This is a genomic window from Streptomyces sp. NPDC049597 (genome assembly GCF_040675505.1).
In the GTDB taxonomy this organism is placed as follows: Bacteria; Actinomycetota; Actinomycetes; order Streptomycetales; family Streptomycetaceae; genus Streptomyces.
The window spans coordinates 527059-548413 of sequence record NZ_JBFAOY010000001.1 but is presented as its reverse complement, the minus strand read 5'-3'; the positions used below and the strand labels follow the sequence as shown (position 1 = coordinate 548413).

Annotated in this window: 15 protein-coding genes; 12 read left to right on the top strand and 3 right to left on the bottom strand. The window is 71.8% G+C overall.

Annotated elements, in window-relative coordinates; translation table 11 throughout:
* Positions 1 to 4: 4 nt before the first annotated feature.
* The 12 genes from AB0K02_RS02460 (at position 5) to AB0K02_RS02405 (ending at position 17695) form a co-directional block, all read left to right on the top strand.
* Positions 5 to 358 carry a DUF4233 domain-containing protein gene (locus AB0K02_RS02460; protein ID WP_365990462.1) on the top strand — a complete coding sequence of 118 codons (354 nt, stop codon included), beginning with the start codon at positions 5 to 7 and terminating at the stop codon, positions 356 to 358.
* A gap of 93 nt (positions 359 to 451) precedes the next feature.
* Positions 452 to 865, top strand: coding sequence for a nucleoside-diphosphate kinase (gene ndk / locus AB0K02_RS02455; RefSeq protein WP_177150819.1), 414 nt, complete (start codon positions 452 to 454; stop codon positions 863 to 865).
* 253 nt (positions 866 to 1118) lie between these two features.
* On the top strand, positions 1119 to 2138 hold the full coding sequence (locus tag AB0K02_RS02450; protein WP_365990736.1) for a rod shape-determining protein: 1020 nt from the start codon (positions 1119 to 1121) through the stop codon (positions 2136 to 2138).
* Between the two features lie 151 nt (positions 2139 to 2289).
* Entirely contained in the window at positions 2290 to 3348 is a 1059-nt protein-coding gene (mreC, locus tag AB0K02_RS02445; RefSeq protein ID WP_365990461.1) for a rod shape-determining protein MreC, read from the top strand.
* A 16-nt stretch (positions 3349 to 3364) separates the two neighbouring features.
* Complete coding sequence (gene mreD / locus AB0K02_RS02440; RefSeq protein ID WP_365990460.1) at positions 3365 to 4036, top strand: rod shape-determining protein MreD; 672 nt, start codon at positions 3365 to 3367, stop codon at positions 4034 to 4036.
* 16 nt (positions 4037 to 4052) lie between these two features.
* Positions 4053 to 6218 carry a penicillin-binding protein 2 gene (gene mrdA, locus AB0K02_RS02435; protein ID WP_365990459.1) on the top strand — a complete coding sequence of 722 codons (2166 nt, stop codon included), beginning with the start codon at positions 4053 to 4055 and terminating at the stop codon, positions 6216 to 6218.
* Between the two features lie 3 nt (positions 6219 to 6221).
* Positions 6222 to 7421: a rod shape-determining protein RodA gene (gene rodA / locus AB0K02_RS02430; protein WP_365990458.1), complete on the top strand. Its 1200-nt coding sequence runs from the start codon at positions 6222 to 6224 to the stop codon at positions 7419 to 7421.
* A gap of 68 nt (positions 7422 to 7489) precedes the next feature.
* The gene (locus AB0K02_RS02425; protein WP_365990457.1) at positions 7490 to 9007 is read left to right on the top strand and encodes a CYTH and CHAD domain-containing protein; all 1518 of its coding nucleotides are present in this window, start codon (positions 7490 to 7492) and stop codon (positions 9005 to 9007) included.
* Between the two features lie 53 nt (positions 9008 to 9060).
* A complete protein-coding gene (locus AB0K02_RS02420; protein ID WP_365990456.1) occupies positions 9061 to 10986 on the top strand; it encodes a TIGR03960 family B12-binding radical SAM protein in 1926 nt (641 codons plus the stop codon).
* A gap of 129 nt (positions 10987 to 11115) precedes the next feature.
* Complete coding sequence (locus AB0K02_RS02415) at positions 11116 to 12240, top strand: hypothetical protein (RefSeq protein WP_365990455.1); 1125 nt, start codon at positions 11116 to 11118, stop codon at positions 12238 to 12240.
* Positions 12241 to 12443: 203 nt separating this feature from the next.
* Positions 12444 to 13223: a TIGR03936 family radical SAM-associated protein gene (locus tag AB0K02_RS02410; RefSeq protein WP_365990454.1), complete on the top strand. Its 780-nt coding sequence runs from the start codon at positions 12444 to 12446 to the stop codon at positions 13221 to 13223.
* A 233-nt stretch (positions 13224 to 13456) separates the two neighbouring features.
* On the top strand, positions 13457 to 17695 hold the full coding sequence (locus AB0K02_RS02405; RefSeq protein ID WP_365990453.1) for an Rne/Rng family ribonuclease: 4239 nt from the start codon (positions 13457 to 13459) through the stop codon (positions 17693 to 17695).
* Positions 17696 to 17845: 150 nt separating this feature from the next.
* Here the strand turns inward: AB0K02_RS02405 and AB0K02_RS02400 are convergent, their stop codons facing one another.
* The 3 genes from AB0K02_RS02400 to AB0K02_RS02390 form a co-directional block, all read right to left on the bottom strand.
* The gene (locus tag AB0K02_RS02400) at positions 17846 to 18568 is read right to left on the bottom strand and encodes a cation transporter (protein ID WP_365990452.1); all 723 of its coding nucleotides are present in this window, start codon (positions 18566 to 18568) and stop codon (positions 17846 to 17848) included.
* Positions 18568 to 18903: a metalloregulator ArsR/SmtB family transcription factor gene (locus AB0K02_RS02395; RefSeq protein ID WP_365990451.1), complete on the bottom strand. Its 336-nt coding sequence runs from the start codon at positions 18901 to 18903 to the stop codon at positions 18568 to 18570. Before AB0K02_RS02395 ends, AB0K02_RS02400 begins: the two co-directional genes overlap by 1 nt.
* A gap of 183 nt (positions 18904 to 19086) precedes the next feature.
* Positions 19087 to 21117 carry a glycosyltransferase gene (locus AB0K02_RS02390; RefSeq protein ID WP_365990450.1) on the bottom strand — a complete coding sequence of 677 codons (2031 nt, stop codon included), beginning with the start codon at positions 21115 to 21117 and terminating at the stop codon, positions 19087 to 19089.
* Between the last annotated feature and the right edge of the window lie 238 nt (positions 21118 to 21355).

Genomic DNA, 21355 nt, shown 5'->3' with positions numbered 1-21355 from the left:
CCCGATGCGTACGCTCTGTGCATCCACACTCATCGGTGAGTTCTTCGTGATCGGCTTCGCCGGTCTCGTCGCCATGAAGTCGGACGGCGCGTCGATGGCCGCGGTGTGGACGGTCTGCGGGATCGCGATGCTGCTCTCGGTGCTGCTGTGCGGCATGATCACCCGGCCCGGTGGGATCCAGCTGGGCTGGGCGCTCCAGATCGCGCTGATCGCGAGCGGTTTCGTCGTGCCGACGATGTTCTTCCTCGGCGCGCTGTTCGCCGGCCTGTGGTGGGCGTCGGTGTTCTACGGCCGCAGGATCGACGAGGCGAAGGCCCGGTGGGAGGCGCAGGCCTCGGCAGGGCCTGACGCTGCGTAATCGCGGGCGGCTGTCGCCCTGTAGCCTCATCAGTGCCTGCTGCCCGGTTGGGACGCGGCAGGCCCTGAATCCGCACCTGAAGGAGCCCGTACCGTGAGTCAGCGCACGCTCGTCCTGCTCAAGCCCGACGCCGTACGACGCGGCCTGATCGGCGAGATCATCGGCCGCATCGAGGCCAAGGCGGGCTGGACCATCAGCGCGCTGGAGCTGCGCACGCTGGACCAGGACACCCTGGAGCAGCACTACGGCGAGCACAAGGGCAAGCCGTTCTACGAGCCGCTGGTCGCCTTCATGTCCTCCGGCCCGGTCGTCGCGCTCGTCGTCGAGGGTGAGCGCGTCATCGAGGGTGTACGCCAGCTGGCGGGACCGACCGACCCGATCGCGGCGGCTCCGGGCTCCATTCGTGGCGACTTCGGCACCATCGTCCGGGAGAATCTCATCCACGCCTCGGACTCCGAGGAGTCCGCCATTCGGGAGCTGAAAATTTTCTTTCCCGGCCTTTCCTGACGCGGCGTCAGTCGAACAGCGCTCATGACCTGGGGCGACCGAAGGAATTCGGTCGCCCCTTGGCATAGGCCGGGCCACAGCGGGAACGCATCGCTGCGACACATCGTCACGATAAACAGAGGTGGACCAGCGCGCGGTGTCGGTGTGACCGGCACTACGATGTAAGCCTCACGCCACAGCACCCACCTCGCCGTCCTGAAAAGCCATCAATGCTCGATTTGGGAAGGCCAGACGAATCCTCATGGGGAACAACATGTCGTTCATCGGCCGTGACATGGCTGTCGACCTCGGGACCGCCAACACGCTGGTGTACGTCAGAGGCCGGGGGATCGTTCTCAACGAGCCGTCCGTCGTCGCGATCAACACCAACACGGGCGGCATTCTCGCGGTCGGCGCCGAGGCGAAGAAGATGATCGGCCGGACGCCGGGCAACATCGTGGCCGTCCGGCCGCTGAAGGACGGCGTCATCGCCGACTTCGAGATCACCGAGCGGATGCTCCGCTACTTCATCCTGAAGATCCACAAGCGCCGGTACCTCGCCCGCCCGCGTGTCGTCGTCTGTGTCCCCTCCGGTATCACGGGTGTCGAGCGCCGTGCGGTCATCGAGGCGTCGACGCAGGCCGGCGCCCGCCAGGTGCACATCATCGAGGAGCCGATGGCCGCGGCCATCGGCTCCGGACTCCCCGTCCACGAGGCCACCGGCAACATGGTCGTCGACATCGGTGGCGGCACCACCGAGGTCGCCGTGATCTCGCTCGGCGGAATCGTCACGGCCCAGTCCATCCGCGTCGCCGGCGACGAGCTGGACAACGCGATCATCCAGCACATCAAGAAGGAGTACTCGCTCCTGCTCGGTGAGCGCACGGCCGAGAGCATCAAGATCACCATTGGCTCCGCGTACGACATGGACGAGGACGAGCACACCGAGATCCGCGGCCGCGACCTCGTCTCCGGTCTGCCCAAGACCGTCGTCATCTCCGCCGCCGAGGTCCGCAAGGCCATCGAGGAACCGGTCAACGCGATCGTCGACGCCGTCAAGACGACGCTCGACAAGTGCCCGCCGGAGCTGTCCGGCGACGTCATGGACCGCGGCATCGTCCTCACCGGCGGTGGCGCACTGCTGCGCGGCCTCGACGAGCGGCTGCGCCACGAGACGGGCATGCCGATCCACATCGCCGAGGACCCGCTGGACTCGGTGGCGCTCGGATCCGGCAAGTGCGTCGAGGAGTTCGAGGCGCTCCAGCAGGTACTGGACGCGCAGCCGCGTCGTTGACCCGGGAGGCGGACCCGGCAGCGGCCGGGCCGCATCCGCCGTTCGGGGGCCCAAGAGGCCCCCACGAGGGGGTCCTTCCGCCGCCGCCTCCGGCGAAGGACCGTTGCTCCACCGACACACCATTCCGACGAGGAAGGCACGGCCGCCGCACGTGAGGGACACACGAGAGAGCCGGCTGCTCCTGGTGCTGCTGATCGCCATCGCGTTCGCCTTGATCACGGTGGACATCCGCGGCGGTGAGGAGTCACCGGTCGACGGAGCCCGGCAGGCCGCGGCCACCGTCTTCGGCCCGGTCGAGAGCGGTGTCGCGGCGGCGGTCGCCCCGATCGGCAACGCCATCGGCGCCGTACGCGACTCCGGCGAGCGTCACGACCGGATCAGCGAGCTGGAGCGGGAGAACGCCGAACTCAAACAGCGGCTCGGCAGCGACGACCGCAACCGCAGCCGGCTGCGCGAGCTCGACGGTCTGATCAGGACCGCCGCGGCCGGACAGTACGGGATCAAGGGCGCCGAGGTCATCGCCATAGGAGCGGCCCAGGGCTTCTCCTGGACCGTCACGATCGACATCGGCGCGCAGGACGGCATCAGGCGCGACATGACCGTCGTCAACAGCGACGGCCTCGTCGGCCGCGTGACCACCGTCGGCCCCAGCACCTCCACGGTCCTGCTGGCCAACGACCCCGACTTCACCGTCGGTACGCGTATGGAGAAGACCAGCGAGCTGGGCTTCGCGACCGGTCAGGGCGACCGTCCGCTCCTCGTCCAGCTGCTCAACGGCAAGTCCAAGGTGAAGAAGGGCGACCGGCTGGTCACCTTCGGCTCGCAGGGCAACAAGCCGTTCGTGCCGGGCGTCCCGGTCGGTGAGGTCATCCGCGTCGACCCGTCGGGCGGCGACCTCACCCGCAACATCTACGTCCGCCCGTACGCCGCCTTCAGCAGGCTCGACATCGTCGGCGTCGTCGTCCAGGCGCCGAGCAGCGACCCGCGCGACATGGTGCTGCCGCCGAGGCCCGCGAAGCCCAAGCCGACGCCCACCGTCACGGTGACCGTCACGCCCGGTGCCTCTCCCGGCGTCGACGGCGAGGAGCAGGACGGCGAGGCGCAGGACGGCCAGGCCCCGGACGAGCAGACGCGGGACGACGCGCAGGCGCAGGACACCGGACAGGATCCACCGGGCGACAACGCCGCCGACGTCCCGGACGACGAGTAACAGGAGCTGATCCGCCATGCGCTTCAACCGGATGCTGCTCTCCACGACCCTGGTCGTGGTCGCCCTCGTCATCCAGGTCACCGTCCTCGCCCGCCTCCAGCTGCCCGGCGCGGTCCCTGACCTGATGCTGCTGACCGTCCTCGGGCTCGCCATGGTCTACGGCCATGTCGCGGGCGCCTTCATCGGCTTCGGCGCCGGCCTCCTCGCCGACATCGCGCCACCGGCCGACCACGCGGCGGGCCGCTACGCGCTCGTCCTGTGCGTCATCGGCTACCTCGCCGGCCTCATCCGGCCCGACAACGGGCAGCAGCTGCGCTCCGCCACCGGCCCGATGGTCGTGGTCGTCGCCGCCGCGATCGGATCCACCCTGCTGTACGCGGGAGTCGGCGCCCTCGTCGGCGACACCGCGGCCCGCCATGTCGGCCTCGGCAGCCTGCTGTTCACCGCCGCCGTCTACGACCTGATCCTCGCGCCCTTCACCGTGCCGCTGATCATGTGGCTCGCCAGACGCAGCGACAACGATCCGCTCGCCGAGAGCCAGAGCAGCAACGGCACCGATGTCGCCTCCGGCTGGCTGACGTCGAGCACCGGCCTGCGGATCGGCTCCCAGCGCAGCGGACTGCGGATCAGGGCGGCGAGGACGCGTGCGGCACGAGCCGGACGCATCAAGGGCGTGAAGCGACTGTGAGCGAGGGGGCAGCGGCGTGAGCAACATTCCGGAGACCGGGCGGACCCCCCGGGTCCAGATCCGGCTCGTCATCATCCAGGTACTCGTCTTCTCCCTCCTGCTCACCCTCGGCGGCCGGCTCTGGTACCTCCAGATCCGCAACGGCGACGAGTACGCCGACGAGGCCAGCGGCAACCACGTGCAGCGGGTCGTCTCACCGGCCGTACGCGGCTCGATCCTCGACGCCCGCGGCGTTCCGCTCGCCGACAACGAGACTCGCCTCGTGGTCTCCGCGTCGCGCACCGAGCTGATGAAGATGAAGGACGACGGGAAGGCCGTCCTGACCCGGCTCGCCGGTGTCCTCGGCATGAAGCCGAAGGAGGTCATGGACAAGGTCAGGCTGTGCGACTCCAAGACGCCCCAGCCCTGCTGGAACGGCTCCCCGTACCAGCCGATCCCGGTCACCGACGAGGCGACCACGCAGCAGGCGCTGCGGATCCGGGAGAGTTCCGAGGACTTCCCCGGCATCACCGCCGAACCCACCGCCGTACGCCGGTACCCCGCACCCGGCAAGGCCCGCACCTCGCAGGTGCTCGGCTACCTCTCGCCGGTCACCGACGAGGAGATCCAGAAGGCCAAGGACACCGACTCGCCGCACCTGCGCTCCGACCAGGTCGGCCGCTCGGGCCTGGAGCGCACCTACGACAAGCAGTTGCGCGGCAAGGCGGGCGTCACGTCGTACGAAGTCGACAAGCTGGGCCGGGTCATGGGCCAGACGGAGTCCGACCCCGGCGTACCCGGCTCCAACGTGATCACCAGCATCGACGCCCGGGTCCAGGCCGTCGCCGAGCACGAGCTGCACCAGGCGATGAAGACCGTCCGGCAGGAGACCGACAAGGTCACCGGCCGCAGGTACGAGGCGGACGCGGGCGCCGTGGTCGTCATGGAGTCCAAGACCGGCCGCGTCATCGCGATGGCCTCCCAGCCCGACTACGACCCCAACGCCTGGGTCGGCGGCATCTCCGCCAAGGACTACGCCAAGCTCACCGGCAAGAACTCCAACTACCCTCTGCTCAACCGGGCCATCCAGGGCCAGTCACCCGCCGGCTCCGTCTTCAAGGTGGTCTCCGCGAGCGCGGCCGTGCGGGCGGGCTACCCGTTCGACGACCGTTACAACTGCACCAGCTCCTACAGCATGGGCAACCGGAGCTTCGCCAACTTCGAGTCCAAGGGGCACGGCCCCATCACCCTCGGGGACGCCCTCAAGTTCTCCTGCAACACCGTCTTCTACCGTCTCGGCCACCAGGAGTGGCAGCGCGACGGCGGCCTCAAGCCCAAGAAGAACGCCCACGACTGGTTCTACCGGACCGCCCATGACTTCGGGTTCGGCGCCGAGACCGGCATCGACCTGCCGAACGAGGTCGTCGGCCGCATCCCGGACCGGCAGTGGAAGAAGAGCTTCTGGGAAGCCAACAAGGACGCCTGGTGCAAGCAGGGCAAGAAGGGCGGCACCTACGTCCAGCAGATCGCCTACGAGAGCTGCCTCGAAGGCAACCAGCTGAAGGCCTTCGACAGCATCAACTTCGCCATCGGCCAGGGCGACGTCCTCATCACGCCCATCCAGCTGGCCACCGCCTACGCCGCCATCAGCAACGGCGGCACCCTCTTCAACCCCACCATCGGCAAGGCCGTCGTCAGCCCCGACGGCAAGAGGGTCGAGGAGATCAGGCCCAAGCCCCACGGCAGGCTGCCGGTGGACGCCGAGACCATCAGCGACCTCGACAAGGGCCTGCGCTCCGTCGTCGAGCCCGGCGGCACCGCCGCCTGGCGGTTCGGCGGCTGGCCGCAGGACAAGATCCCGATGCGGGCCAAGACCGGCACCGCCCAGGTCTACGGCAAGCAGACCACCTCGTGGTTCGCGACCTACACCGACGACTACACGATCGTCATGACGATCTCCCAGGGCGGTACGGGCTCCGGCGCGTCGGGCCCCGCGGTGCGCAACATCTACGACGCGATGTACGGCCTGGACAAGGAGGGCAACCAGGACCTGAAGAGGGCCCTGCTTCCCGAGCCGCAGAAGGGCCTGCCCAAGATCTTCCCGGACGGCTCGATCGACGCCCCGGAGATCAGGCCCTACGTTCCTCCGAAGCCGAAGGACCCCGAACCAGCGCTCGCGGGCCCGCCCGCACGGAGGGACTGACAGATGGCAGGCGCAGGCGGCTTCTCCGTCTCCGGCTACGGCCCCGAGCGCGGTGGTCTGTGGTCCCGGCTGAGCGCGCGGGACTCCGTCGCGCGCAGGCTCGACTGGCCGTTGATGTTCTCGGCGATCGCCCTGTCCGTCATCGGCACCCTGCTGGTGTGGTCGGCGACCCGCGGGCGCACCGAGCTCAACCACGGCGACCCGTACCACTTCCTGGTCCGGCACAGCCTGAACATCGGCATCGGATTCGCGCTGATGGTGGGCACGATCTGGCTGGGCCACCGCATGCTGCGCGGCGCGGTGCCCGTGCTCTACGGGCTGTCCGTGCTGCTCGTGCTGCTGGTGCTGACCCCGCTCGGTGCGACGATCAACGGCGCCCACGCCTGGCTCGTCATCGGCGGCCTCTCGCTCCAGCCGTCCGAGTTCGTGAAGATCACGATCATCCTCGTGATGGCGATGATGCTCGCCGCCCGTGTGGACGCGGGCGACCAGGTCCATCCCGACCACCGCACGGTCGCCAAGTCCCTCGGCCTCGCGGTCGTGCCCATGGCGATCACCATGCTGATGCCGGACCTCGGCTCCGTGATGGTCATGGTCGTGATCGTGCTCGGCGTCCTGCTCGCCTCGGGCGCCTCCAACCGCTGGATCCTCGGCCTCATCGGCGCGGGCGCCGCGGGCGCGGCCCTGGTGGCCGCGCTGGGACTGCTCGACGAGTACCAGATCAACCGCTTCGCCGCCTTCGCCAACCCCGAACTCGACCCCGCCGGCGTCGGCTACAACACCAACCAGGCGCGGATCGCCATCGGTTCCGGCGGGCTCTACGGAGCCGGGCTCTTCAACGGCCACCAGACCACGGGACAGTTCGTGCCCGAGCAGCAGACCGACTTCATCTTCACGGTCGCCGGCGAGGAACTGGGCTTCCTCGGCGCGGGCCTGATCCTCGCGCTGCTCGGCGTCGTGATGTGGCGTGCCTGCCGCATCGCGCGGGAGACCACCGAGCTGTACGGCACGATCGTCGCGGCCGGGATCATCGCCTGGTTCGCCTTCCAGTCCTTCGAGAACATCGGCATGGCGATGGGCATCATGCCGGTGGCCGGCCTGCCGCTGCCGTTCGTGTCGTACGGAGGCACCTCCATGTTCGCGGTCTGGATCGCGGTGGGCCTGCTCCAGTCGATCCGGGTCCAGCGCCCGATAAGCGCGTAGCCCCTCGAGCAGGGCGCCGGGCGGCCGGCGGTCTCCCGCCACCCGGCGCCGGCGACTAGATTCGGGGCATGGCGGACACCAAGCGCGAGATCGAGCGGAAGTACGACGCCAGCCCCGACACCCGGCTGCCGGATCTGGCACAGGTCGCCGGAGTCGCCGGCGTCCGGGACCGAGGCGTCGACGAGCTCGACGCCGTCTACTACGACACCGGTGACCTGCGGCTCGCCGCCGCCTCCGTCACCCTGCGGCGCAGGACCGGCGGAGCCGACGCCGGCTGGCACCTCAAACTGCCCGTCGCCCCCGGCATCCGCGACGAGATCAGCGCGCCCCTGTCCGACGACGTTCCGGCCGAACTCGCCGCGCTCGTCCGCGCGTACACGCGCGAGGCCGCCCTCGATCCGGTCGTCCGCCTGCGCTCCGTCCGCGCCGTGCGCCATCTGCTCGACGCCGACGGCGCCCTCCTCGCCGAGCTCAGCAGGGACGAGGTGCACGCCGAACGGCCGCCGGGCGGCGACGGCGTCGTCCGCTGGGACGAGATCGAGGTCGAACTCGCCGACGGCGGCGACCCCGCGTTCCTCGACGCCGTCGACAAGAAGCTCCGCAAAGCCGGACTGCGCAGGTCCACGGCGCCGTCCAAGCTCGCCAGGGCCCTCGCCGCCACCGGCGTTGCCCCGGCGCCCCGCCCCGATGGGCCCACCCCGCGCACCGCCGGCGACCACATCCTGCGCTACCTGCGGGAACAGAGGGACGCGCTCGTCACCCACGACCCCGGGGTCCGCCGGGACGTGCCCGACGCCGTGCACCAGATGCGCGTCTCCACCCGGCGGCTGCGCAGCGCCCTGCGCACGTACCGGAAGATCCTCGACCGCGATGCCACCCAGCCCCTGATCGACGAGCTCACGTGGCTCGCCGGGGAACTCGGCGTCGCCCGCGACCAGGAGGTCCTCGCCGAGCGGCTCCGCTCCCGCGTCGGCTCCCTGCCCGACACCCTGGTGCTCGGACCGGTCGCCGCGCGTCTGAAGGCATGGTCGGTCGCCGGGGAGGCCGACGCCCGCGGCACGGCGGTCGCCGCTCTCGACAGCGCGCGCTATCTGGCCCTCCTCTCCTCCCTCGACGCCCTGCTCGCGAGCCCACCGCTGCTGAAGGCCGCCGGCAAGGCGGCCGACGCAGCGCTGCCGGACGCGGTGCTCAAGGAGTACGACCGGCTGTCCCGCCGCGTCGAGCACGCCCTCGCCCTCCCCGCCGGCCAGGGCAGGGACGTGGCCCTGCACGACGCCCGCAAGGCCGCCAAGCGCGCCCGGTACGCCGCCGAGGCGGCGACGCGGGCCCTGGGCCGTCCGGCGCGGCGGTTCGCCAAGCGGATGAAGGCCGTGCAGAAGGTCCTCGGCGACCACCAGGACAGCGTCGTCGCCCGCGCAGCGCTGCGCGACCTGGCGGTCGCGGCGAACGCGGCGGGTGAGTCGTCGTTCACCTGGGGCCTGCTGTACGGCCAGGAGTCGGCCCGCGCCACGGAGCGCGAGGCCGAGCTGCCCGAGGTGTGGGAGCGGGCGACGGCCTCCGGACTGCGGGCGGATCTGACCGGCTGAGCGTCGGGGTACGCTTGATGGTCACCCCCTGTCCGCTCACGAGAGACACCACGATGCCTGTCGAGTCGGTCTTCCCACGCCTGGAAGCGCTTCTCCCGCATGTCCAGAAGCCGATCCAGTACGTCGGCGGAGAACTCAACTCCACCGTCAAGGACTGGGACGCCTGCGACGTCCGCTGGGCGCTCATGTACCCCGACGCGTACGAGGTCGGACTCCCCAACCAGGGCGTCATGATCCTCTACGAGGTACTGAACGAGCGCGAGGGCGTGCTCGCGGAGCGCACCTACAGCGTGTGGCCGGACCTCGAGGAGCTCATGCGCGAGCACCGGGTCCCGCAGTTCACCGTGGACAGCCACCGCCCCGTCAAGGCGTTCGACGTCTTCGGGCTCAGCTTCTCCACCGAGCTCGGCTACACCAACATGCTCACGGCGCTCGACCTCGCGGGCATCCCGCTGGAGTCGAAGGACCGCACGGTCGACGACCCGATCGTGCTCGCCGGCGGACACGCCGCGTTCAACCCCGAGCCCATCGCGGACTTCATCGACGCGGCGATCGTCGGCGACGGCGAGCAGGCCGTGCTCGACATGACCGAGATCATCCGCGCCTGGAAGGCGGAGGGCCGGCCCGGCGGCCGCGAGGAGGTCCTGCTCCGCCTCGCGAAGACGGGCAGCGTCTACATCCCCGCGTTCTACGACGTCGAGTACCTGCCCGACGGCCGCATCGGCCGCGTCGTGCCGAACAGGTCGGGCGTGCCGTGGCGCGTGTCCAAGCACACCGTCATGGACCTCGACGAGTGGCCCTACCCCAAGCAGCCGCTGGTCCCGCTCGCCGAGACCGTCCACGAGCGGATGTCCGTCGAGATCTTCCGCGGCTGCACCCGCGGCTGCCGCTTCTGCCAGGCCGGCATGATCACGCGCCCCGTGCGGGAGCGAAGCATCACCGGCATCGGCGAGATGGTGGACAAGGGCCTCAAGGCGACGGGCTTCGAGGAGGTCGGCCTGCTCTCCCTGTCCTCCGCGGACCACAGCGAGATCGGCGACATCGCCAAGGGCCTCGCCGACCGGTACGAGGACGACAAGATCGGCCTGTCCCTGCCCTCGACCCGTGTCGACGCGTTCAACGTGGACCTGGCCAACGAGCTGACGCGCAACGGCCGCCGGTCCGGTCTCACCTTCGCCCCCGAGGGCGGCTCCGAGCGCATGCGCAAGGTCATCAACAAGATGGTCTCGGAGGAGGACCTGATCCGCACCGTCGCCACGGCGTACGGCAACGGCTGGCGTCAGGTGAAGCTGTACTTCATGTGCGGCCTGCCGACCGAGACCGACGACGACGTGCTCCAGATCGCCGACATGGCGGCGAACGTCATCGCCAAGGGCCGCGAGGTCTCGAAGTCCAACGACATCCGCTGCACGGTGTCGATCGGCGGCTTCGTGCCCAAGCCGCACACCCCCTTCCAGTGGGCGCCGCAGCTGTCCGCCGAGGAGACGGACGCGCGGCTGGAGAAGCTGCGCGACAAGATCCGCGGCGACAAGAAGTACGGCCGCTCGATCGGCTTCCGCTACCACGACGGCAAGCCGGGCATCGTCGAGGGCCTGCTCTCCCGCGGTGACCGCCGCGTCGGCGCCGTCATCCGCGCCGTCTACGAGGACGGCGGCCGCTTCGACGGCTGGCGCGAGCACTTCTCGTACGACCGCTGGATGGCCTGCGCCGAGAAGACGCTGCCGGAGTTCGGCGTCGACGTCGACTGGTACACGACGCGTGAGCGCACGTACGAGGAGGTCCTGCCCTGGGACCACCTGGACTCCGGTCTCGACAAGGACTGGCTCTGGGAGGACTGGCAGGACGCGCTCGACGAGACCGAGGTCGAGGACTGCCGCTGGACGCCGTGCTTCGACTGCGGTGTGTGTCCGCAGATGGACACGCACATCCAGATCGGTCCCACGGGCAAGAAGCTCCTGCCGCTGACCGTCGTCAAGTAGCGCTGCGTTCCCCCGGCTCGGGGGAGGGCCCGGCCGCGGGGGAGACCCTGTGGCCGGGCCCTCGTCCGTTCCCGGTGGGAAGTGGCCGGGGGCCGGATCCGGACGGGGCCGGGATGCGTCCTGTCCGGCATGGACTACGACAAGCCGCCGGCGGCGGCTGAGCGGCAGCGGCAGCGGTACGGCACGGTCTCGGAGTACGAGGCCGGGGACGGCTGCCTCGCGCAGGTCATCCGGATTCCGCTGCGGATCCTCGTCGTGCTCCTGGTCGTCCCGGTGCGCATGGTCTGGGACGTCCTCGTCGTCTGCGGGCGGGCCCTGCACCGTGCCCTGCTGCGACCGGCCGGCCGCGCGCTCGCCCGGCTCGGCCGCGCCGTCCTGCGCCATGTGCTGGTCCCGGTCGGCAAGGCGCTGTTCGTGTGGCCGTGGGTGGCGCTGTGGCGGTACGTGGTCGTGCCGGTGGTGGCGTACGGGCTGGTGGTTCCGGCCGTGTGGCTGTACCGGCACGCGCTGGCCCCGCTCGGCCGCGGCATCGCGTGGGCGTGGGCCAATCTGCTGGTGGCGCCGGTGGTGTGGATCGTGGCCAACCTGCTGGTCGCACCGCTCGTGTGGCTCCACCGGAACGTGCTGGCCCCGCTCGGGCGCGGCATCGCGGCCGTCATGGCCTGGCTGGGCAGGGCGCTGTTCGTGTGGCCGTGGGTGGCGCTGTGGCGGTACGTGGTCGTGCCGGTGGTGGCGTACGGGCTCGTCGTCCCGGTCGTGTGGATCTGCCGGTACGGGCTGGTCCTGCCCGCCGTGTGGCTCCACCGGCACGTGCTCACCCCAGTCGGGCGCGGCTTCGTCTGGCTCCTTGTCCACCTGGTGGTGGCGCCGGCGGCCTGGGTGTACCGCCACGTCCTCGCGCCGGTCGGCAGGGAGACCGTCGCCTCCCTCCGGCTCGCGTGGCAGTTCGCCGGGTACGTGTCGCGTGCCGTCGGCCGGGGACTGAAGTGGCTCGGGTGGCACCTCGTGGTCCGTCCGTCGCGCTGGTTCCACCGCGCCGTGTGCACTCCTGTCGGGCACTTCGTGCGCGACGCCGTCTGGCGCCCGGCCGCGCGGGCCGCCGTCGAGGCCGGACGGACCGTGCGCGCCGCGTTCGCCTCGGCGCGCCTGACCCTGCGCCGTGCGCGCCGCGACGCATGGCGCGCCCTGGGCGGCGGGACCGCGTACACGTCGGGCAGCGACGCCCGTGACGGGCGCCGCGCGCCGGGCGCGTAACCTGGGTGATACGCAACAACCACTGACCGTTCCCGGCGTGGCGGCCGAGACCGAGATCTCCTCGCGCGAGCGGGGGTGAGCCGGCCGGCCCCCAGGGAACCCCCCGCACGTCCGAGGGCGGCGCGCCACCCGCGCCCGCTCCGCACCGAGGAGAAGAACCACTGGGCAAGCGACAGCCCGAAGGCCCGCCGCCCGCACCTGCGGTGCAGCGCATCCGACTGCGCTACACCAAGCGCGGCCGCCTCCGGTTCACCAGCCACCGTGACTTCCAGCGCGCCTTCGAGCGTGCGCTGCGGCGCGCCGAGGTGCCCATGGCGTACTCGGCGGGCTTCACACCGCACCCGAAGGTGTCGTACGCCAATGCCGCACCCACCGGCACGGGCAGCGAGGCCGAGTACCTGGAGATCGCCCTCACCGAGCCCCGCGACCCCGACAAGCTGCGCGAGCTGCTCGACGAGTCGCTGCCGGACGGACTCGACATCACCGACGCCGTCGAGGCCCGCACCTCGGGTCTGGCCGACCGGCTCACCGCGTCCGTGTGGGAGCTGCGGCTGGACGGCGTCGAGCCGGAGGCCGCAGACAATGCCGTGACCGCGTTCCTCGCCGCGGAGACGGTCGAGGTCCAGCGGAAGACGAAGAACGGCATGCGGACCTTCGACGCGCGGGGTGCCGTCGCCGGCCTGCAGGCGGGTCGTCCCCAGCCTGATAGGCCGGGAGAGGGGCCCTGTGCGATACTGCGGCTGGTTGTTCGGCACGTGACACCTGCCGTACGACCCGACGACGTCCTGTCCGGTCTCCGAGCTGTGGCCGACCTGGCGCCGCCGGTCCCCGCAGCGGTGACCAGGCTGGCGCAGGGGCTCTTCGACGAGGAGTCCGGCACGGTGACCGACCCGCTCGCGCCCGACCGCGAGGCAGCCCCGGCCGCTCCACCCACGGCCGCCGGGACAGCCTCTGCGACGGCGCCGGAAGGTCCCGCCGCGTAAGGACGGTCGTCGTAGCGCGGCTCTGGACACTCGGGAGCCACCTGAGCCGGGCCGCGCATTGACACAGGAGACTTTCGCCAGGCCGTGCGTACATCGCGTAGGGAACCGGCGAGCCAGACATCAGCTCCCGTGCGGCGCCCGCGCCCCGGACGGCGGCACCGCGGACATCACGCGGGCCGCGGCCGGACCGGACCAGGCGCGGCGCCCGGGAGCGCGACGGGAGAAACGCCCGCATGCTCGAGCCGATCGGATCCGGCGCTGCCGGAGACAACAACCAGGAACACGTCACACCCAGCGACACGCTGCCGCCGCGCCGCAGGCGCCGCGCCGCGTCGCGTCCCGCGGGTCCGCCGAGCGCGGCGGACACCGCCGCGCAGAGCGAGGCCGCCGCGCCGGAAGCCGCCGTTGCGGCGGAGAGCACCGAGACCGTTGCAGCCGAGGCCGCCGCTGCCCCGACCGCCGATGCCGCAGAGGCGGCAGAGGCGGCGGCGCCGCGGACGCGCCGCCGCGCCACGCGCAAGGCGACCGCTCCGGCGGGTTCGCCCGCCGCCGTGGAGCCGGCCGAGGTCCCGGAGCCGGCCGCCGTCGAGTCCGAGGAGGCGCCCGCGCCGCGGACGCGCCGCCGCGCGACCCGGAAGGCCACCGCGCCTGCTGCCGCCCCGGCGCAGGCGGAGGCCGTTCCGGCCGAGGCCGAGGAGGCCGTCGAGACCCTTGAGGCCGAGGAGGCCGCCGAGCCGGTCGTCACCGCCGAGGCCGCCCCCCGCCGTACGCGGCGCCGGGCGTCCGCCCCGGCCGGGGCACCCAAGGCCGCCGAGGCGCAGGACGACCAGCCCACGCAGGCGGAGGCCGCGCAGGCCGTCGTGCCCGCTGTCGCGGCGGTCTCCGCCGTGGTGGGCGAGAGCGCCGAGTCGGAGGAGACGCCCGCGCCGCGTACCCGTCGGCGTGCGGTGCGCAAGGCGACGGCTGCGGCCGGTGCGCCGCAGGTCGAGGAGACGGAGCCGGTGAAGGCTCCGGAGGTCGCCGCCGCGGCCGTCGACACCGAGGCGGAGGCCCCCGCCCCGCGTACCCGCCGCCGTGCGACGCGCAAGGCGACCGCTCCGGCCGGTGCCCCGGAAGCCGCCGAGGCCGTCACCGCTGCCGTTGTCCCCTCGGAGGAGGCTGCTGAGGCCGGGGCCGCTGAGCCCGAGGCCGCCGAGGTGGCCGCGCCGCGCCGCCGCCGTCGTGCGTCCGCCCCGGCGGGCGCCCCGAAGGCGACGGCCGCCGAAGAGGTCCCTGCCGAGACGGAGGAGCCGGCCCCGCGTACGCGCCGCGCCACTCGTAAGGCCACCGCGCCCGCCGGTGCCCCGGCCGCGGCCGAGGCCGACGAGCAGGCCGTCGAGGCGGGCGAGAGCCTTCCCGAGAGCGCTGTCGAGCAGATCGCCGCCGACGAGGCGGGGGTCGCCGCCGCGGAGAAGGCCGCCGGCCGTGGCCGCACGCGCCGGCGTGCCGTGTCGCCCGAGTTCACCACCCCGCAGCCGCGGGCCGCCGCACCGGCCGGGGAGGCCGAGGCGCCCGTGCGCGGCCGCCGTGCGCGGCCGGCTGTGCCCACCTTCCAGGCCCCGGTCTTCGCCGAGCCGATGTTCCAGACCCCGGAGACCGCCGCGGCCGCCGCTGCCGCCGCCGCGAGCGCCCCGGAGCCGGAGGAGGACGAGGAGTACGCCGAGGCGGTCACCGAGACCGCAGCGCCCGAGGCCGCTGCCCCGGAGCAGCCCGTCGGTCGCCGTCGCCGCCGTCGCCGCGGCGAGCCCGCGGAGCCGGTCGAGGCCCCCGCCGCCGAGGCCGTCCCGGCCGAGGAGGAGGCCGAGCCCGAGCAGGCCGAGGCCGTGCAGGGCGAGGAGGCCGACGAGTACGAGGACCGGCCGTCGCGCCGTCGCCGCCGCGGGGGCCGTCGCCGTCGCCGTGGTGAGGCCGCCGACGTGGAGGAGTCCGCGGAGGAGGAGGCCGAGGAGGCCGGGGCCGCCGCTGAGGAAGCGGAGGAGGACGAGGAGGAGGACGAGGCCGGCACGCCGTCCGCCGCTGGGACCAGCAGCAGCCGTCGTCGTCGCCGCCGTCGCCGTCGCAGCGGTGACGCGGCCGGCGAGCCGGAGGCCGCCGACGAGGACGGCGTCCGTACGGTGGTCAAGGTCCGTGAGCCCCGCAAGAAGGAGGAGCCGAGCGACGAGGTCCAGTCCATCAAGGGCTCGACCCGTCTGGAGGCCAAGAAGCAGCGTCGTCGCGAGGGCCGCGAGCAGGGCCGCCGCAGGGTGCCGATCATCACCGAGGCGGAGTTCCTGGCGCGCCGCGAGGCCGTCGAGCGCGTGATGGTCGTCCGCCAGAGCGGCGAGCGCACCCAGATCGGCGTCCTCGAGGACAACGTGCTCGTCGAGCACTACGTCAACAAGGAGCAGGCCACCAGCTACGTCGGCAACGTCTACCTGGGCAAGGTGCAGAACGTCCTGCCGTCCATGGAGGCCGCCTTCGTCGACATCGGCAAGGGCCGCAACGCCGTCCTGTACGCGGGCGAGGTCAACTTCGAGGCGCTGGGCATGGCCAACGGCCCGCGCCGCATCGAGGCCGCCCTGAAGTCCGGCCAGTCGGTGCTGGTCCAGGTGACCAAGGATCCGATCGGTCACAAGGGCGCCCGCCTGACCAGCCAGGTCTCGCTGCCCGGCCGCTACCTGGTCTACGTGCCCGAGGGCTCGATGACCGGCATCAGCCGCAAGCTGCCCGACACCGAGCGCGCCCGGCTGAAGACGATCCTCAAGAAGATCGTTCCCGAGGACGCGGGCGTCATCGTGCGCACCGCCGCCGAGGGGGCGAGCGAGGACGAGCTGCGCCGTGACGTCGAGCGTCTGCAGGCGCAGTGGGAGGAGATCCAGAAGAAGGCGAAGAGCGGCAACGCCCCCACGCTGCTCTACGGCGAGCCGGACATGACCGTCCGGGTCGTCCGCGACATCTTCAACGAGGACTTCTCCAAGGTCGTCGTCAGCGGTGACGAGGCGTGGGAGACGATCCACGGCTACGTGTCGCACGTGGCGCCCGACCTGGTCGACCGCCTGCAGCGGTGGACCAGCGAGGTCGACGTCTTCGCGGTCAACCGGATCGACGAGCAGCTGATGAAGGCGCTGGACCGCAAGGTCTGGCTGCCGAGCGGCGGCTCGCTGGTGATCGACAAGACCGAGGCCATGGTCGTCATCGATGTCAACACCGGCAAGTTCACGGGCCAGGGCGGCAACCTCGAGGAGACCGTCACCAGGAACAACCTGGAGGCGGCCGAGGAGATCGTGCGCCAGCTGCGGCTGCGCGACCTGGGCGGCATCGTCGTCGTCGACTTCATCGACATGGTGCTGGAGTCCAACCGGGACCTGGTCATGCGCCGGCTCCTGGAGTGCCTGGGCCGCGACCGCACCAAGCACCAGGTGGCCGAGGTGACGTCGCTGGGTCTGGTGCAGATGACCCGCAAGCGGGTCGGCCAGGGGCTGCTGGAGTCGTTCTCGGAGACCTGTGTCCACTGCAACGGGCGCGGTGTGATCGTGCACATGGAGCAGCCGTCCGCCGCCGGTGGCGGTGGCGGCAAGCGCTCCAAGAAGCGCGGCCGCGGTGGTGCGGCCGTGGAGCACGAGCACGTCGAGCCGCAGGCCGTGGAGGTCGCGGAGCCGGAGATCGAGACGGAGGCGGAGGTCGCCGCGGAGGCGGCCGCCCCGGTCGCGCTCGAGGAGCCGGCGTTCGCGCCGGACGAGGAGCTGTACAGCAGCGTCGCGGAGGCCGAGGCCGCCGCGTCGCGCGGCCGTGGCCGCCGCCGGGCGACCCGCAAGGTGTCGGCCCCGGCGGGTGCGCCGAAGGCGGCGGAGCCGGTGACGGCGGCGGCGCCCGAGCCCGAGCCCGCCCCTGTGGCGGCGCCCGAGCCCGAGGCCGTGCCTGTGGCGGCGCCCGAGCCGGCCCCCACGGGCCGTACGCGCCGCCGCGTCACGCGTCAGGTGTCGGCCCCGGTCGGCTCCCCCGCGTCGGCCGAGGTGACGGTGGCCCCGGCGGTGAAGCCGGAGCCCGAGCCCGAGCCCGAGGTTGCGGCCGCGGTGGCCGAGGAGGCGCCGGTCGCGGCTCCGCCGCGTGCCCGCCGCCGGGTGACCCGCAAGGTCACCGCTCCGGCCGGTTCGCCGACGGGTGCCGACGAGGCAGCGATCGTCGTGGTCGCCGCGGAGCCCAAGGCCGCCGAGCCCGAGGCCGCCGAGCCCGAGGGCGCCGAGCCCGAGGCGGAGGAGCCGGAGGCCGCGCCGGTGGCCAAGAAGGCGGTCCGCAAGACGGCCAAGAAGGCCACGGCGAAGAAGGCCGCGACCAAGAAGACGGCCGCGAAGAAGACGACGGCCAAGAAGGCCACGGCGAAGAAGGCCACGAAGAAGACGGTGGCGGCCGAACAGACGCCCCCGTCGGTCTCCGCGACCACGTCCGAGGACTAGCCACCTCCCGACGCGGCCCGGCCCGGTACGACCGGGGCGGGCCGCGTCGGCGTTGGTGCGGGGGCAATGCACGCCCGTCCGCGGGCCCCCTCTCGTACGGCAGCGGCAGAGACTCGGTCGACCGGGTCCCCGCGCTGCCGTTGGTGGAGGTCAGCCGCAGCAGTCGCATCCGGCACGGCAGCCGCACGCCTCGGCCGTCGCCGGATCGGGGCCCGCCGCGGCGGGGGAGGAGGGGGCGCAGCAGCCCTTGCCCTGCCAGGCGTCACGGCCTTCCTTGACGGCGACGGCGGCGATGACGAGGGCGGCGATCGGGTCGGCCCAGGACCAGCCGAGGGTGGCGTTGAGGACCAGGCCCACCAGGAGCACGGCGGACAGGTAGGTGCACAACAGGGTCTGCTTGGAGTCCGCGACCGCACTGGCGGAGCCGAGTTCACGCCCGGCCCTGCGCTGGGCGGCGGACAGGAAGGGCATCACGGCCAGCGACAGGGCGGCGACGACGATGCCGGGGACGGAGCCTTCGGCCTCGCCCGAGCCGTTCAGGGTGCGGACGGCATCGAAGGTGACGTAGGCGGCGAGCGCGAAGAAGGAGACGGAGATGATCCGCAGGGTGGTCTTCTCCCGCGCCTCGCGCAGCGCGTGGTCGCGGGCGGAGAACTGCCAGGCGACCGCGGCGGCGGAGGAGACCTCGATGACGGAGTCCAGGCCGAAGCCGATCAGAGCCGTGGAGGAGGCGATCGTCCCGGCGGTGATCGCGACGATCGCCTCGATCGCGTTGTAGGCCATGGTCGCCGCGACCAGCAGGCGTATCCGGCGCGTGAGCGCGTCGCGGCGGTCCCGGGAGGGGCTGAGGGAGAGGGATGTCTCCGCGGCCATCAGCAACAGCCCTCCTCGGCGGCGTCGGCACAGGTGCGGTCGCTCTCGACGGCGACCACCGCGGTGCGCAGGTCGTCCAGCGCGTGGCCGAGGCGTTCGTCGGCCAGCTCGTAGCGGGTGCGGCGCCCGTCGGGCACCGTGACCACCAGGCCGCAGTCGCGCAGACACGCCAGGTGGTTCGACAGCCGCGTGCGGGAGATCCCCAGCGCGTCGGCGAGGTCGGAGGGATAGGCCGGGGCTTCGCGCAGGGCGAGCAGGAGCCGGCATCGGATCGGGTCGGAGAGCGCGCGGCCGAACCGGGCCAGCACCTCGATCTCGGAGGCAACAGTCAGCACGCCAAGGAGAGTACACGGATGCGTGAATTCAGGTAAGCGTGGACTGTTGCTCGGCAAGCGAGGCGACACCGCGGTGGCCGGTGGCGCTCGGCCGGTCGCGACCCGCTGACGCAGAAGAGCCCGTGCCGCCCGGTCTCCCGGTGCACGGGCTCCTCCGCGTACGACGGGCGCGCCGTCGTCGGGTCAGCGCTTGCCGGACGTCAGCGCCTTGACGCGCTTCAGCACCGCCTTCACGATCGCCACCCGGCCCACGCGCAGCACCAGCTTGTTCCGCTTCTTCGACACGGCCGCGTAGCGCGGGACGCCGCGGCTGATCCAGCGCGTGTTGGTCAGGGCCGACTGCGGCCCCACCGGCTTGGACCAGCCCGTGCCGCGCTGCGACGGCACCCACAGCGACACCGTCCAGGAGCCGGGGGCGAGTCCCTCCAAGGGGACGCTGGCGGTGAAAGCGCTGTCGCCCGTCGGGGTGACGGGCACCGTCACGGTCCTGCCGTCGTCGCCCTCCAGTCGTACGCCCAGCGCGCCCGCCGGCAGCCCGGCGAGCTTCCAGCTGCCGTTGACCTCCAGTTGCGAGGGGATCGTGGTCGACCAGCGGGTGCCCTCTGTGCGGAGCTTGTCGGCGACCTTGTGCTTGTTCTCGCCGACGTCGAGCGTCAGGTTGCTGTACGGCTGCGTGTAGTACAGCGCGGCCGCGAAGTTCTCCTCGCCGTCGGCGACGACGTACGTCTGTGGCGTGGCGACCACCTCGGGCAGGCGCCTGTGGCCGAAACGGATCTCCTTGACGACGTCCCCGACCCGCACGGCGACGAAGACGTCCCACAGGCCCTTGGGGAAGCGGCCGCCGTCGACCGCCTTCGTCAGGTCGATCTCGGCGGCGAAGCCGGCCTCGGGGTAGCGGTACTTCCCGGCGTCCTCCTTGCCGGCGCCGAGCTCCGGCGTGGCGACGACCGTCGTCGGGAAACGGTGCTCGGCCTTGGTGTCGCGCTCACGCAGCACCAGCTCCGTGCGGGTGGCCACGTCCTGCGGGACGCGCCGCAGGTAGGCATGGCCCGTCATCCGCAGCACGCCGTCCTCGATGACGACCGAGTCCAGCCGGTGGCGGTCCTGGAGCGCCGTCGTGACGTCGTAGATCTCGTCCGGGATGCCGCGCTCGGCGTCGCGGAAGAACGGCAGCAGGGTGTAGGCGCGGTCGCCCTCGACGAGGATCCCCGGCTGCTCGCCGCTCGAGCGGTGCCGCCGGTCGACCTTCTCCAGCTCGATGGACTCCTGGAGCATCCCGCGCTGGATGAGCTCGCACCGCAGTCGTGTGATCGCGTTCACCCTGGCCTTGAGCGAGTCCGGGTAGGAGCGCTTCAGCAGGGCGCGCAGCTGCTCGTAGTTCTTCTTCTGCAGTTCCGGGTCCGGCTCCCTGGCCAGGTGGATCAAGGCGTGGAACATGTCGATCGACAGGTGCCGGTTCATCAGGCCGTCGCGGTCGGGTCCGGCCGGGACGTGCTTCTCGACCAGGTCGACCATCAGCTCCAGCACCTTGATGCGGCTGTCGGCGCCGCGTGTGGAGGTGGTGATGTTGCCGCCGTCGTCTCGCTTGACGATGTACAGGCAGTCGTAGTCGGCCACGACCGAGATGCCGTCGGCCTTGAGGTAGAGCATGCCGGTGAAGAGCTGATCCTCACAGGTCTTGTACCCGAGGGGGAAGCGCAGCTCGTGCTTCTCGATCAGCTCGCGCCGGATCAGCTTCAGCGGGTTGAGGGCCCAGTAGACACGGGAGTTGAAGACGTCCGTGCGGGGCTGGTTGCGTACGAACATCGAGGCCGGCGCCCCCCGTCCGTTGACGCCCTTCATCTTGCCGAGCACCACGTCGGTCTTGTTCTTCTCGGCCATCGCGAGCATGCGCTCGAGGGCCTCCTCGCCGAGGTAGTCGTCGGCGTCCAGGAAGAACACGAACCTGCCGCGCGCGTGGTCCAGGCCCTTGTTGCGGGGGGCCGAGGGGCCGCCGGAGTTCTCCTGGTGGAACACCCGGAACAGGCCGGGGTACTTCTCGGCGAAGCGTTCCAGTTCCTTGCCGGTACCGTCGGTGGAGCCGTCGTCGACGGTGATGATCTCCAGTCGGTCGCGCCCGATCGACTGCTCGACCACGGAGGTCAGGGTCTTGGTGAGGTACGGCATGGCGTTGTAGGCGCCGATGATCACCGAGATGTCAGGCGTGGTGGTCAAAGCTCGTCGTCCGTTCCGCGTGCAGCCCGAGCGCTGGTCGCTGCACGCGCAGCCCCCCCGGTCGACTCGAAGGCCGTTGAATGAGGCGTTCAGAGGAAAGTCGGCACCAATCCTACAAGCGCTTACGTGCGGGGGAGGCACTGTGACCGCCGGTTCGGTGACAGGTGAGTGCCAGGTGCGAACGGGGCCGGTTTGACCCTCCGCGGACAGGTCCGTAACCTTGTCCTTCGGCGTGTTT